The 13,134-nt window shown below is 45.0% G+C and carries 15 protein-coding genes; 8 read left to right on the plus strand and 7 right to left on the minus strand.

Features of this window, described 5'->3' with window-relative positions; translation table 11 throughout:
* From L7D49_RS04295 to L7D49_RS04315, 5 genes are all read right to left on the minus strand, one after another.
* Window positions 1-1,020, minus strand: coding sequence for a ThiF family adenylyltransferase (locus L7D49_RS04295; RefSeq protein ID WP_238079583.1), 1,020 nt, complete (start codon window positions 1,018-1,020; stop codon window positions 1-3).
* 282 nt (window positions 1,021-1,302) lie between these two features.
* Window positions 1,303-1,830: a hemerythrin domain-containing protein gene (locus L7D49_RS04300; protein WP_238079584.1), complete on the minus strand. Its 528-nt coding sequence runs from the start codon at window positions 1,828-1,830 to the stop codon at window positions 1,303-1,305.
* A 21-nt stretch (window positions 1,831-1,851) separates the two neighbouring features.
* Window positions 1,852-2,499 (minus strand): response regulator, encoded by a 648-nt coding sequence (locus tag L7D49_RS04305; RefSeq protein WP_238079585.1) that lies wholly within the window; start codon window positions 2,497-2,499, stop codon window positions 1,852-1,854.
* Window positions 2,496-3,560: a sensor histidine kinase gene (locus tag L7D49_RS04310; RefSeq protein ID WP_238079586.1), complete on the minus strand. Its 1,065-nt coding sequence runs from the start codon at window positions 3,558-3,560 to the stop codon at window positions 2,496-2,498. The genes L7D49_RS04305 and L7D49_RS04310 overlap by 4 nt, the downstream gene beginning before the upstream one ends.
* Window positions 3,557-4,018: a GAF domain-containing protein gene (locus tag L7D49_RS04315; protein WP_238079587.1), complete on the minus strand. Its 462-nt coding sequence runs from the start codon at window positions 4,016-4,018 to the stop codon at window positions 3,557-3,559. Before L7D49_RS04315 ends, L7D49_RS04310 begins: the two co-directional genes overlap by 4 nt.
* Window positions 4,019-4,539: 521 nt before the next feature.
* On the opposite strand from L7D49_RS04315, the gene L7D49_RS04320 reads away from it, so the two are divergent.
* The gene (locus L7D49_RS04320) at window positions 4,540-4,902 is read left to right on the plus strand and encodes a hypothetical protein (protein WP_238079588.1); all 363 of its coding nucleotides are present in this window, start codon (window positions 4,540-4,542) and stop codon (window positions 4,900-4,902) included.
* A gap of 763 nt (window positions 4,903-5,665) precedes the next feature.
* On the opposite strand, the gene L7D49_RS04325 is transcribed toward L7D49_RS04320, so the two are convergent.
* The gene (locus tag L7D49_RS04325) at window positions 5,666-5,914 is read right to left on the minus strand and encodes a DUF6366 family protein (protein WP_238079589.1); all 249 of its coding nucleotides are present in this window, start codon (window positions 5,912-5,914) and stop codon (window positions 5,666-5,668) included.
* A 47-nt stretch (window positions 5,915-5,961) separates the two neighbouring features.
* Here L7D49_RS04325 and L7D49_RS04330 point away from each other — a divergent pair, with 47 nt between their 5' ends.
* The 6 genes from L7D49_RS04330 to L7D49_RS04355 all read left to right on the plus strand — a co-directional run bounded on the left by L7D49_RS04330 (window position 5,962) and on the right by L7D49_RS04355 (window position 10,820).
* Window positions 5,962-6,630, plus strand: coding sequence for a response regulator transcription factor (locus L7D49_RS04330; protein WP_238079590.1), 669 nt, complete (start codon window positions 5,962-5,964; stop codon window positions 6,628-6,630).
* Window positions 6,627-7,997: a sensor histidine kinase gene (locus tag L7D49_RS04335; RefSeq protein ID WP_238079591.1), complete on the plus strand. Its 1,371-nt coding sequence runs from the start codon at window positions 6,627-6,629 to the stop codon at window positions 7,995-7,997. The genes L7D49_RS04330 and L7D49_RS04335 overlap by 4 nt, the downstream gene beginning before the upstream one ends.
* Window positions 7,987-8,334 carry a DUF6176 family protein gene (locus tag L7D49_RS04340; RefSeq protein ID WP_238079592.1) on the plus strand — a complete coding sequence of 116 codons (348 nt, stop codon included), beginning with the start codon at window positions 7,987-7,989 and terminating at the stop codon, window positions 8,332-8,334. Before L7D49_RS04335 ends, L7D49_RS04340 begins: the two co-directional genes overlap by 11 nt.
* Before the next feature lie 126 nt (window positions 8,335-8,460).
* Window positions 8,461-9,378: an ABC transporter ATP-binding protein gene (locus L7D49_RS04345; RefSeq protein ID WP_238079593.1), complete on the plus strand. Its 918-nt coding sequence runs from the start codon at window positions 8,461-8,463 to the stop codon at window positions 9,376-9,378.
* Window positions 9,375-10,085, plus strand: coding sequence for an ABC transporter permease (locus L7D49_RS04350; RefSeq protein ID WP_238079594.1), 711 nt, complete (start codon window positions 9,375-9,377; stop codon window positions 10,083-10,085). Before L7D49_RS04345 ends, L7D49_RS04350 begins: the two co-directional genes overlap by 4 nt.
* Complete coding sequence (locus L7D49_RS04355) at window positions 10,086-10,820, plus strand: ABC transporter permease (protein WP_238079595.1); 735 nt, start codon at window positions 10,086-10,088, stop codon at window positions 10,818-10,820. It begins immediately after the preceding gene.
* Window positions 10,821-11,083: 263 nt separating this feature from the next.
* Here the strand turns inward: L7D49_RS04355 and L7D49_RS04360 are convergent, their stop codons facing one another.
* Window positions 11,084-11,866 carry a GTP pyrophosphokinase gene (locus L7D49_RS04360; protein WP_238079596.1) on the minus strand — a complete coding sequence of 261 codons (783 nt, stop codon included), beginning with the start codon at window positions 11,864-11,866 and terminating at the stop codon, window positions 11,084-11,086.
* Between the two features lie 237 nt (window positions 11,867-12,103).
* Here L7D49_RS04360 and L7D49_RS04365 point away from each other — a divergent pair, with 237 nt between their 5' ends.
* Window positions 12,104-13,117: a LytTR family transcriptional regulator DNA-binding domain-containing protein gene (locus L7D49_RS04365; protein ID WP_238079597.1), complete on the plus strand. Its 1,014-nt coding sequence runs from the start codon at window positions 12,104-12,106 to the stop codon at window positions 13,115-13,117.
* Window positions 13,118-13,134: the final 17 nt, after the last annotated feature.

Here is a 13,134-nt window from a genome sequence, read left to right on the forward strand (position 1 = left end):
CTATCCGAACAATTGATGGTATATCTGACGGCCTTTATTCAAATCTCGCAGCCCATGGATCAGCAGGCGGCCGTTTTGAAAGAGGACGCAGCGATAGTCTTCCACATGAAATTCGATGAAAAAGGGCGTCCGCTTATAGTCGCTCCCAATCCGCTTCGCGACGTCTTCTCCATCGTCCATTGTCAGCGCACGGCCGTTATCCGGGATTATTTGCACTGTTTCACGGCCGCAAAGAACGGCATAATTCGTCCCTTCCGGCTTATGTAAAGACGGGTATGTCGGCATCTCGCCGCATGTCTCGCAAGTTGGACGGCGGAGGCGGGAAATACCTGCTTCCACCTGCGTATTATTCCATATATCAAAGTGAAGCAGCTTCGTCATCATGGCGTCTTCATTTCCCGTCAGCCACTTTAATGCCTCCGCTGTCTGCCGTGCCGCCACCAGTTGAACTGACGGTGCGATAATTCCTGCTGTATCGCATGTTTCATTGACGGATGGGAGGACAGGCAACAGGCATCTGAAACAGGCGGTTTCGCCTGGGATGAATGGAAATACCGTCCCCGAACTGCCGACGCAGGCGCCGTGTATCCATGGGATGCCTTTCTTCCAAGCCACGTCATTGATGAGCAGGCGTGTTTCAAAATTGTCCGTCGCATCCATGATCAGATGAGCGTCAGCAACCAATTCCTCCAACAATGGACCGTCCACATGGTCCAACACAATCCGGATATCACTGTCCCGCCGTATGTCTTTCAGCCGGCGCTCTGCGGCAACTACTTTCGGCGTCCCTTCGTCCGCATCCTGCTCTGTAAACAATTGCTGGCGCTGTAAATTCGATCGTTCCACATAATCACGATCTGCAATTGTTAGTTTTCCGATGCCCGCGCGAACTAGCATTTCCGCAATCGGGGAACCGAGCGCCCCGCATCCGATGATGACGACATGAGCGGAGCCAATCCGTTTTTGTCCTGTTTCCCCGATCGGCTTGAAAAGCATTTGTCTCGAGTACCTGCTGTCCATCTCCCTCACCCCTTTCCAACAAATAAACCGAGAGCTTCCAATCGATAGGATCGGACGCCCTCGGAACGGTTTATAGTCATATCGACAAATGTACCGACATAGCGGATAACAGCGCTCAACACTTCATTCTAATGAAGGATGAGCATTTCTAAATCGGCTTCCCCGTTCTGCATTTATTCCACATACTGTTCTCGCTCAGTACGATAACTGACGATTCTATCTCTTTCAGTATACCAGAATTACAGAAGTCTTTACTAAATACAAAACAAGGCTCGCATTCAATCAAATAATAGATGTATAAACATCATTGAACAGCTGTTGCTGTTCCGGAGAACGAAGGGTATTGAGAACCTTTGGAAACAGAAGCGTTTCCTCTTTATTGAAATGGGCAGTCATTAGATCAAACAGTTTGCCTGCATCCTTGGCGATTGCCTTTAATTCAACCAACGTCATATTATTAATATCCTCATAGGAATACTGCAATAAAAATTCGATACCTGCCAGAATCCTCGCATGCTCTTCCTTCACCTTTTTGATGGCGAATAAATCCCTCTCGGTTTCCGCGTTTTTTACAAGCAAGGGGTAAAGAAACTCCTCCTCTTTCTCTGTATGGTTTCGAAAGGGGCCGATAAACTCCATAATCTGTCTGCGCAATGACTGCCATACTTCCCTGCCCTCTGCCGGTGAATAACGATTACTTCGGAAGCCCAAAACAGCGGTATGCCAACTCCCCATCAGTTTCGACAAAAAATTATGTTCATTTTTAAGCACGTCGATTGCCGGCAATTCATCGTCATAGGTCGATTTCATAACGTGTGCGGACCTCCTTTTTCAGAAGTTCAGAAATTTCTTTTTCAGCGCATATTCGACTAGCTCCGGACGGCTTTTCAAATTCAGCTTTTCCATCATCTTCGACTTGTGCGCTTCTACTGTTTTTACCGAGATAAATAGCTTTTCCGCAATTTCTTTATTCCCATAGCCTTTGGCGACGAGAGGCAAAATTTCGATTTCCCGTCTCGAAAGGATTTTATAAGGATCGGTTTCTTCCTCCTGGTAATCCTTCTGGACAAACTGCCGGACGAGCGAAGTCGCCATGGATGGATGGATATATGTACCGCCGTCATGTACAGTCCGGATCGCCGTGAGCAGCTCTTCATCGGGCGAATTCTTCAGTACATAACCGGACGCCCCATTTTTTAATACATGAAATAAATACTCTTCATCATCATACATAGTCAAAATGATAATTTTCGTTTCAGGGAAGTCCTCCTTGATTTTCCCGGTGGCAATCAACCCGCTTTCCCCCGGTGGCATGCTTAGATCCATCAACAGGATGTCCGGGTGATGCTTGGCCACCATTTCATACGCTTCCAGGCCATCCGCCGCCGTAGCCACCACTTCCATGTCCTCCTGGAAATTCAAGATATACATGAACCCGCTGCGCACGACCGCGTGATCGTCGGCTATGACAATTTTCAAGCGTCCTCCCTCCTCTTCACAGGCACCCGCAAGCGGATGGACGTCCCTTTGCCGATCACCGATTCCACTGTCAAGTCGCCATCCACCAGTTCCGCTCGTTCCTTCATTCCAAACAAGCCAAGACCCGTTCCTTTTGGTTCGATTTCATGTAAATCAAACCCTTTGCCATCGTCCTTCACAACCAATTGGAGTGTCTCATTCTGTTCGTCAAGCTCAACGGTGATTTCCTCCACATCCGCATATTTCAGCGCATTGAATACGGCCTCCTGACAGACCCGGTAGAAGACGGTTTCCACTTCTCCCCCGTAGCGTTCCGCTTCAAGGCCAGTATCAAAATGAATCATCAAGCCATAATTCTTTTCAATCCATTTGAAATGCGTCCGGAACGCTGCCTTTAAGCCTAGATCATCGAGAGTGGCAGGACGGAGCTCAACGGATAAATGGCGGATATCATCCAACAGCCTCATAAGGGAGCCTTCTGTCTGTTGTAATTTCTTCAACGCTTCTTCACTGATGTTCATATACTTCAGCACACGCAAATCGACAAGTGAACTGAGCATTTCCTGCGCCACACTATCATGCAGTTCACGGGAAATCCGCTTCCGTTCATTCTCCTGCGCTTTAATGACACGCTTCATCATCCGCTTCTGGGTGAGTTCCTCCTGCGTTTGGAACTGGTGCGTCATATCCCGAAGCAAAAATGCACGGATACCATTCTCCTGATCTATCGTTTGAATGCTCGCGGAATACGGGATGACGCCCTTCCCTTTCGTATCAAAATACACTTGGAACGAGCTGATATCCTCTTCCGGCTTGGACATATAGCAAGAAGCACACGTCTGCAATTCATCGGAACTCATATAACCTTTGCACGTTTGGCAGATCGCTCCCGACTGGCCAGCCATCAATTGCCGATACACATCTTCCTCCAAAATATCCGCTGCCGCATCATTCATCCCGAGCACATTGCCGTCCCGGTCGAAAAAAAAGATTGCTTCCGCCGAGTTGCCATACAGCTTCATCAACAGCTCCGACAACTGCATTCCACTGATTCCATTCATTCGAATACCATCTCCTTGCTGTAAAACGGACCAAACTGCGGACCAATCCAATTCTGGAATTCCTGAAAAACCTCAGCCTTCAGCATCCCGTCTGTCCGGTATCCCACTAACAGCACACCTCTCACCCGGTTATACTTATAAAGCGGGATGGCGCCAAAACTCTTAAGTCCCTCCGCCACAACGATCGGATAATTATAAAGATCCTCTCCGCCGAGTTCCTCATCCGCACTTGAAATAAACATCGGCTTTCCCGTCTTAAAGACAAGCCCCGCAATCCCTTTCCCCGACTGCAACGTGAGCCGCTGATGCCGATCACTCCTGTTTCCCGTCACATATTTCCAACGCAATTCAAACCGCCGATCCGCCGATTGAACGAACGCCACACCCACATAATTGAAATCAAATTCGTTTTGAATCCCTTCGATTTCCTGCTGGACATTAAATAGTTCTTCTTTCATGGCTACGACTCCCTGACGGAAAATGAGCGAAGCGCCTCTTTTCCATAGTTTTAGACATGCTTTCCTTACAGCATAAAGCGCCGTCCTGCATAATTCAACGGCACGCTCCACCGACTTGCTCATTTCCAATTGAAGATGACGACTATTATTGCAACGTTTCTTTACTAAAATATCACATTATTCTTAATTAATCATACAAGAGAACTGCAAATCGCAAGTCAAGGGAATACTCTCTTCTCAATTACAAAGACAATTCTTCTACTATTCCCATCATACGGCAGAAATCACCTTGAACCTATTAGGGAACACCCTATTTCAAAAGGTACTTTCGTCCTGACAGGATGATATGTTTTCATCAAATCGAAAAAGTAGTAGCTGTCGTAAACAATATTTTTTCCACTTATAATAACTCCTTTTCTTTAATATAATTACAATTAAAGCTAAAATTTAAGATAATTCTTACATTCATTAATGCATCTATCCAGTAAGGATATACTCAAAATTATTGGAGGAAGATAAATTTGAGAGTAGCTCAAATTATGCTTATTATTTGGGTGGGTCTACTGCTTTCTAGTTGTTCTGAAAAAGAGGAGGAAAATCTATTATCTTTAAGTGAGGATGTTATCGAGTTATACATCATCTATGATGAAAAAGATGAGAGCGATCAGAATATTAATCAACATGAATTACTACAACACATTTCAAAGTATAAAATACGTCAACAAATTCCCGTCACGACAATGAGTTGGCCAAAAGAAAAGCTAGAGAAATACCAGATTACTGAACTTCCAGTATTCATAATGGCAGATGAAAAAGAAATATTGCTAAAAACGAATAATATTGCTGAAGTCAAAGACTATATTAGTGGTCTTTCAGATAAATAGAAAACTCATGAATAAAGAGCAACGGTTCCTATGAAGGGATCCGTTGCTCTTTATTATTCAGAATGAACGATGACGTATACGACAACTCGGACCATCGAGAGGCACTTCGATATAATAGTCGCCGGAATGCTCATTTCTTAATAGTTGAAGAATTCGTGGCCAATAGTTCAACAATCGAGAACTACTCTTATTCTTTTTATGCAAAAAGCAATTTGGCGACAGCTGCTTCATGGCAACTGCTCATATATTCCAAAGAGTGCTCGTATTGGCCTTGGGACTGCTCGTATAACTCAAATTGTGCTCATAACTGGTGCGCAACTCCTCGTATAGCACAAAGAGTGCTCGTATCTTTGCGGAACTGCTCGTAAATTCACAAAGAGTGCTCATATCTGCCACGGGACTTCCCGTATCTAACCTGGATCCGCCCCCTGCATAGAGCAATCGGCCTTTTCACTTCACCAAGTGCCGCACGAATTTTGACGATCCCTTCTCTTCAGAGTAACCGCTCGTATACTTGCTTGAACTTCTCGTATCCTGTCCCGTACCTCTCGATTATCCCGGAAACCGATCGTATATTTTGGCAACCGCTCGTATCGCATTCACGAGCGCTCATATATTCCTGAAATCTCTCGATTATCATTTCGCACCGCTCGTATTTTATTTCTGGCAATCAATCATTTCACTTCTCTTTATACAAAAAGCAATTCGGCAACAGCTGCTTGATGGCAACTGCTCGTTTTTTCAAGAATCTATCCTCCATTTCTCACCGCAACAGCACAATTACTATGTAGACAAGTATCGCTCCAATAATCAAAACGCCGGTCGCTTTCCAGCTCATTTCCCGAAGACCGCGGCTTCCTTGATCGAGGCTGTCTTTCACATTTCCGACTGGATTCCCTTCTCTCTCCTTCTGAACGAGATTCTTTTTGTTTTCATTCAACTCCATCAGCTCCCTTGCAGTTTCTTTCGTCTTAAACCGTCCAACTCCTTTTTTCCATGATTTACATTTCACCAATCAATCAGCTAGGATAGAGCTATATCAGATTGCGGGGGAATGATATGCGAACCATTTTATATATAGAGGATGATCGAGAGATTGGGAGATTTGTGAAGGAAGATTTGGAGTCACGCGGGTTTTCAGTACGTTGGCTGCTGTCGGGCGACGGCGCGGATGAGGCCCTGGTGGATGCGGATCTTGTCATTTTAGATGTGATGCTTCCGGGGCTCGACGGCTTTACGATTGGCCAGCGATTGAAACGGAAGCAAGGGGATATTCCAATTTTAATGTTGTCCGCCCGTACTGCAGTAGATGATAAATTGGCCGGGCTTCAATTCGCCGACGATTATTTGACGAAGCCTTTTCACCCCGATGAGCTGGCAGCACGGATTGATGTGTTGTTGCGGAGGTCTGGAAGGGATTCTGTTGAAGAAATAGCGTTAGGGCATTTGCGAATTAATTTAAAAGAAAACCGGATTGAAACGATAGCAGGTGAAGAAATTTTATTGACTGCCAAGCAGCATCAGATTTTCACCTATCTCCTGCGACACCCGAATCAGATTCTGACGAAAGAGCAATTATACGAGGGCATTTGGCAGGAGCCCTATCTGGAGGGAGATAAAACACTCCAGGTCCATATCCGCTATTTACGAGAAAAAATTGAAAAAGATCCGAGCCGGCCAACGATCATTGAAACGATTCGGGGCATCGGGTATCGGGTGAAGCAATGAAACGGCTGAGACGTTCGTTGTTGGCCCAGTACGTCTTGATCATTTTATTCGCGACGATGATTTTGCCCGTCTCGATAACCGGATTATCCATTGTTTTTTACAATACGCTTTACGAAAAAGAATCCGACGATCGTTTATATAACGGAACAGATCTTGAGGCTATGTGGCATAGCAAGGCGAATGACCTTGAACAGGCTACTGAAGAGGAGATCCGGGACGAATTCCACCAGCTGTACGAAGTTTACACAGATGCGAATCTCTATTGGGTCGATGCACAAGGGCAGACACGTGTCACGTTCCCCGAAAATCTTTCAGTACGGCAACAATGGAGTGCAACGGACGCCATTCAATTCATGAAAGATCATAGAGGATTGACGACCGACCCATTCACCACAGTCGCTTTCCTTGGAGAAAAAGGGAGAAACGGTTTTATCGTCTTCCAATTGCCCCGGGCTGATATGGAAAGTCCAAGTGATAAACTAAGAGAACAATATAATTTTCTCTTTCCAATTGCGTTGTTAACTGTTTTTGTTGTCTTCATTCTCATTTCCACTTTGTTCTTCTACCGTATCCGCAAACGGCTTCTACATTTGCAAGAAGCGATGGCCCTATCGGATCAAAGCGGGATCCCTTCCCCGGTAGCCGTCTCACGGGAGGATGAAATTGGACGTCTGGAATTGTCCTTTAATCGGATGGTACAGGAAGTAGAGGAAGGCCGGCTTCGCCAAATCGAGGAAGAGGAATTGCGCAAAGAATTGATTGCCAATTTATCGCACGACTTACGGACACCGCTCACAACCATTCGCGGTCACGCCTACCGGCTGCAACAAGAGCAATTGAGCGAAAAAGGAACGGAATCCGTGAAATTGCTTGATGAAAAAATTAGATACATGGACGGGCTCATCGACAATCTCGTCTCCTATACGCTTTTGACGACAGGCAAGTACCCGTTCCATCCTGAAAAGATTGATATCGTCAGGCTTATCCGTACCTCATTCGCCGCATGGTATCCGGTTTTCGAGAATTTGCAGTTCGCGATGGAATTGGATATACCCGACCGGCAAGTTTTCTGGCAGGCAGATCCTCAATGGTTCAGCCGAATTCTCGATAACTTGCTGCAAAATATTCATAGGCATGCAGTGACTGGCCGCTTCATTGCCATTCGAATTCAAGATGAAACACTGATTATAGAAGACCACGGTCCCGGAATGAAATCCAAGTCGCCCTCTCAAGGAGTCGGCATCGGGCTTTCCATCGTTTCCTTGATGATGAAGGAAATGAACTTGGAGTGGGACATCCAAACAAATACGCAAGGAACAACAATGACAATTAGCCAGAGACAAAGGAGCAATTATCATGAACATTGAACTAACTAGATACCGAGTGAAAGAAGGAAAATCAGAGCGCGTGGATGAATGGCTGGCGTTTCTAAATGACAATATGGATGAGGTCCTTGTTACGTTGGAAGGTGAAAAGATGTTCGTGGAAACGATCTTTCGCGAGACGTTGAACGGAGAAGAATACTTATATTGGTATTCCGTACGTGGCGAGGGCGGCCAAGACGTGGAAGAATCAGAGCATTGGATTGACAAGCAGCACCTCGCCTATTGGGATGAATGCATTGATGCTTCGTTTGGATCAAAAGATCTGACGACCGAAGTGGTCATGATACCAAAGAGAATCCAAGGATTTATGGAACAATAAAAATAGACACACTGCCGGATACACTTTACACAAGTGGATCCGGTTTTATTTTTTAAACGAAATTTAAACTTCCCTACCCCTTCGATTTAACCTACCCCCGCTAAGCTGGATAGTGAGGTGATACACATGAGTGAATTCATTATTGAAACGAAAAATTTAACGAAGAAGTTCGGAGCAACGCGTGTTGTGAATCATGTTGATCTGAAGGTGAAAAAAGGAGAAATTTACGGTTTTTTAGGACCAAACGGTGCAGGAAAAACGACAACAATCCGCATGCTGTTAGGACTCGCCCGCCCCTCAAAGGGATCGATTCACATGTTTGGAAAGGATATTCGAAAGGAAAAAATGGCTATCCTCCGGAAAGTCGGTTCTCTCGTCGAATACCCTTCCTACTATGGGCATTTGACGGCCCGTGAAAATTTGGAAGCGGTCCGCGTGCTACTGGATGTACCGAAATCACGGATTGACGAAGTCCTTTCCATCGTCCGGCTGACAAAAGACGCAAAACGCCCCGTCAAAGGCTTTTCTTTAGGAATGAAGCAGCGTCTTGGCATCGCAACCGCCCTGCTCGGCAATCCGGAACTGCTCATTCTGGACGAACCGACGAACGGACTGGACCCGTCCGGTATTTTGGAAATGCGTGAGCTGATCAAAAGCATGCCAAAAGAACATGGCATTACGATTGTCGTGTCTAGTCACTTGCTGTCGGAGATTGATCAGATGGCGACACAAGTCGGCATCATTACAAAAGGCCGAATTATTTTTCAGGACTCCATCCAAAAGCTGCGGGAGCAGGCGTCCAGCAGCATCAAATTAACTGTGAACGATGTGGAAGCTGCGTGGAAAACGCTGTTATCGAACGGGTTCACTACTGATTTAGTTCAAAACAATCTATTTATTGACCGCGGGACGGATGATCAGGTGGCGGCTATTGTGAAATCTCTTGTGGAGCATGATTTCTCAATCTACCGGGTGGAGGAACAGAAGAAATCGTTGGAGGAAATCTTCCTTGAGCTGACTGGCAAGGAGGGCGGTCTTCTATGACACGAGTGATGCTCTCTGAATTTATTAAAATCAAACGGAAGCTTATCCTCTTCCTAGTTGTACTTGGACCTCTTGGCGTTGTTGGTCTCCAGGCCGTCAATTTTGGACTCCGGTATGACTGGCTGACCAGCCAATATAAAGACGATTTGTGGGGAGGGCTCATCGGAGAAGTGACGATGCTTTCCGTACCGACCATATTGATCGGACTAACCATTCTCACATCCATGATTGCTAACATAGAGCATCAGACGAATGCATGGAAACAGCTCCTCTCCCTGCCCGTTTCCAAAATGAAGGTATTTGCAGGAAAAGCGCTGCTTTCATTTGTTCTATTGTTCATGGCCTGTATATTGCTGGTCGTCGGAACCATTATTTTAGGCATTTGTCTCAAGTTCGGGACAAATATTCCGATTCTGTATTTACTTAAGATGTGCTTCTTTCCGTTCCTTGCTGCCATGCCTTTTTTAGCGCTTCAAACATGGCTCGCTATCTCAATGAAGAACCAGGCGATTCCGTTAACGACAGGCATTTTAGGTACAATTGTCTCGATGTATGCGACAGGTTTCCCTGACTGGATGCCATTGAAATGGCCATGGCTCGTGAATGAATGGGAGGAACCGGTTTACTCCGTCCTATTCGGTATTGTCACAGGACTCGGCATTTATTTGCTCAGTCTCATTGATTTTTCACGAAGGGATGTGAAATGAATGATAGCTTTATTTAAGTCTGAGTTTTATAAACTTCGAAAGTCATCGATCTGGCTATTAATTTTTGTCAGTCCGCTGCTTTCATTTTTCATCGGCCTATTGGAGTTCAATGAAGTGCCGCAATTTGAAGGAATGCAATGGGTTACGACAATGGGCATGATGTCTGTCGGCCATGCGATTCTTTTCCTTCCCCTTTTGACTGGTGTTTTTGCCAGCTTCGTCTGCCGGTATGAACATGCGGGCGGCGGTTGGAAGCAACTCCTTACCCTGCCTGTTCACCGGGGAAATGTCTATGTCGTGAAAATGCTGTTAGTCGCCCTATTGATTGGCCTGACCCAGCTCCTGTTCGTCGCGGCATTGCTCGTCATTGGTTGTATGAAAGGATTTCCTGAGACTATTCCATGGAACGTGCTCGGTTCAAGTATCGCCGGCGGCTGGCTGGCATGTATGCCATTGCTCGCACTGCAACTACTTGTCTCCGTCGCCTGGTCTAGTTTTGCAGCTCCGCTTGCCATTAATGTCATCTTTACGATTCCAAACATGCTGATTGTCAATTCCGAGCGGTTCGGCCCTTACTATCCTTGGGCGCAGCCTTTTCTCTTGATGATGCCCGATTCGAGTGAAAGTTTCGGTGCTTTGAATACATCGGCGGAAACGTTATTTATTGTAATTATCGGCAGCTTCGCCGTCTTTTTCTTGGCAGGATTGTTTTATTTTAAGAAGAAAGAAATTTAGGATATACAACTTCGGGGGCGGGTCGCTTATTCGGTCTTCTTATTAGAATCGGGCGGTAGTCATTTGGCGCAGAAACATACGGATTTGGCGCGCCGGCGCTCTAATTTGGCGTAAATCTTTGGTTTTTGGCAGTCAGCCCGTTTTATTTGGCGCATAATCTTCGTATTTGGCGTCTAGGAACCTTTATTTGGCGGATACCCTCGCTTTTTGGCGTGAAAGACATCCTTAAAAAAGGGTGGAATTGACTTGATTCCACCCTTTTCTTATTTACTCGTTACTGGCAGTTCCGATAGTTGATTCGGCACTCCAAGCGATGATTCGAAGACATCCTTGAACAGCAATTCGATTATCGGCTGCGGCACATTTAATGTATCCTCGAAAATTGCCTCTTCGTTATTCTTATTCTTGATCATGACGACTTCTTTATTAATATTCTCCATCTTGGCATCTAACGCCGATGCGGCCAACGCCGCCTCTTTCAAATCGTTTTTGATCCGCTGAGGAATATCCTTGTCATACTTATAGAATATCCGGTGTTCCAAGCTAGCCCAGAAGTCCATGGCGATTGTTCGGATTTGCAGTTCCACAAACACGTCTTCGACACGATCTGACATGAATACAGGAATCTTCACGATAAGATGCAGACTTTGATAACCGTTCGGCTTAGGATTCGTAATATAATCCTTTACCTCAACCATTTCTACATCCTTCTGGTTCCCGATCATTTCACTGATTTTAAAAACATCCGATACGAAAGGACAGGTGATCCGGATTCCGGCTATATCCTTGATATTGTCTTTTATCGCCTCTAACGAAAACTCAATTCCTTTCCGGTGCACCTTTTTCAAAATGCTTTCCGGTGATTTCAACCGGGAACTGCAGTGTTCAATGGGATTATAATCATGAATATGAAGAAACTCTTCCTTCAATATATTAATTTTCGTATTCATTTCGTCCAGCGCAAATTTATAAACCATGGAAAAGCGTTTTAACTCGCTGCCCACATTGCGCAAGCCGACCACGTATTGTTTTGTTAATTCATCCATGTTGTCCTAATCTCCCTACAAAAGCTGAATTGGCATTTTTTTATTCCTATCATTAGGAACGACTGGGTCCTATGAAATGTTTCCACTCAGATATTACCGCAGTCGCCTCCATAGAGAAGTTATGTATGAAAATCCACCGTTACCCTTCCCATCCAAAATCTACTCATTATCTATTCGAGTCTATCAGAATTGCTGTTATACTCTCTATATAAGATTGAAACGAAATGAGGCACCTTGATGACACTTGAGTTTGTAAATGCAGAAAAACGCATTCATGATTCCTTGATTTTCCCTTCATTCAATTTAACAGTAAACAAAGGGCAAGTTGTTGCTGTCTATTCAAGCGTAAATGTCCGGGAGCAGCTGATTCACCTGTTACTCGGAAAAACTCTGCTTTCCCACGGAGAAATTCGTTTTGACGAGAATCTCAAACAGCCAAGCCGCACCGGCTTTCTCTTTTTACATCATGGCTTGTATGAGCGCCTTTCCATTGCAGAGATGCTGCAATTTACGAAAAGGCTTCATGGCTCTAAGGCATCCCTCGATGATATATTGCGGATGGTGCAGCTGGACGGGAAACGTTCTGTGAAAATTAAACAGCTTTCCTATTCGGAGAAAAAACGGGTACAACTCGCTTGTTTGCTCATTCAAGATCCTGCCATCTTTGTTTTAGAAGAGCCCGATCAAAATATAGATTTGGAATCAAAACGAATTTACCTGTCCACCCTTCAGCACCTTCGAGAAGCTGGCAAAGTGGTCTTTATTCTGACGGGAAATTTGGAAAGTGCTGTGACGTCGGCCGATACCGTCTTTCAATTAGATGATAACGGATTGCGTTCTATTCAAATGAAAGCAGATGAGGACGAAGAGACAGCTGATCCATCCGGCGCGGTTGGGAGCACACAACCTGTCCGATTTGAAAAAATACCGACTAAGGTTAATGAAAAAATTGTCCTTTTTAACCCGCCTGAGATCGATTATATAGAAAGTAATGAAGGGCAAACTTTTTTACATATTAAGGGAGAGTCCTTCTCTTGTGTCTTTACATTGACCGAGTTGGAAGAACGTTTATTGCCATTCGGATTCTTCCGATGTCATCGCTCCTACATCGTCAACTTACAAAAAGTTAGGGAAGTTGTCACTTGGACAAGAAATAGTTACAGTCTTGTCCTGGAGGATATCTCTAAATCGACAATTCCGCTTTCCAAATCGAAAATGGTCGAACTCAAAGAGATGCTCGGACTCAAATAATGTGGAAAAACCGATTA

Source organism: Sporosarcina cyprini, from assembly GCF_022048975.1.
Taxonomy (GTDB): domain Bacteria; phylum Bacillota; class Bacilli; order Bacillales_A; family Planococcaceae; genus Sporosarcina; species Sporosarcina cyprini.

What these genes read in the sequence shown, in the direction of transcription:
- L7D49_RS04295 (WP_238079583.1), bottom strand. Translation starts at nt 1,020, where the DNA reads ATGGACAGCAGGTACTCGAGACAAATGCTTTTCAAGCCGATCGGGGAA.
- L7D49_RS04300 (WP_238079584.1), bottom strand. Translation starts at nt 1,830, where the DNA reads ATGAAATCGACCTATGACGATGAATTGCCGGCAATCGACGTGCTTAAA.
- L7D49_RS04310 (WP_238079586.1), bottom strand. Translation starts at nt 3,560, where the DNA reads ATGAATGGAATCAGTGGAATGCAGTTGTCGGAGCTGTTGATGAAGCTG.
- L7D49_RS04315 (WP_238079587.1), bottom strand. Translation starts at nt 4,018, where the DNA reads ATGAAAGAAGAACTATTTAATGTCCAGCAGGAAATCGAAGGGATTCAA.
- L7D49_RS04330 (WP_238079590.1), top strand. Translation starts at nt 5,962, where the DNA reads ATGCGAACCATTTTATATATAGAGGATGATCGAGAGATTGGGAGATTT.
- L7D49_RS04335 (WP_238079591.1), top strand. Translation starts at nt 6,627, where the DNA reads ATGAAACGGCTGAGACGTTCGTTGTTGGCCCAGTACGTCTTGATCATT.
- L7D49_RS04340 (WP_238079592.1), top strand. Translation starts at nt 7,987, where the DNA reads ATGAACATTGAACTAACTAGATACCGAGTGAAAGAAGGAAAATCAGAG.
- L7D49_RS04345 (WP_238079593.1), top strand. Translation starts at nt 8,461, where the DNA reads ATGAGTGAATTCATTATTGAAACGAAAAATTTAACGAAGAAGTTCGGA.
- L7D49_RS04350 (WP_238079594.1), top strand. Translation starts at nt 9,375, where the DNA reads ATGACACGAGTGATGCTCTCTGAATTTATTAAAATCAAACGGAAGCTT.
- L7D49_RS04355 (WP_238079595.1), top strand. Translation starts at nt 10,086, where the DNA reads ATGATAGCTTTATTTAAGTCTGAGTTTTATAAACTTCGAAAGTCATCG.
- L7D49_RS04360 (WP_238079596.1), bottom strand. Translation starts at nt 11,866, where the DNA reads ATGGATGAATTAACAAAACAATACGTGGTCGGCTTGCGCAATGTGGGC.
- L7D49_RS04365 (WP_238079597.1), top strand. Translation starts at nt 12,104, where the DNA reads ATGACACTTGAGTTTGTAAATGCAGAAAAACGCATTCATGATTCCTTG.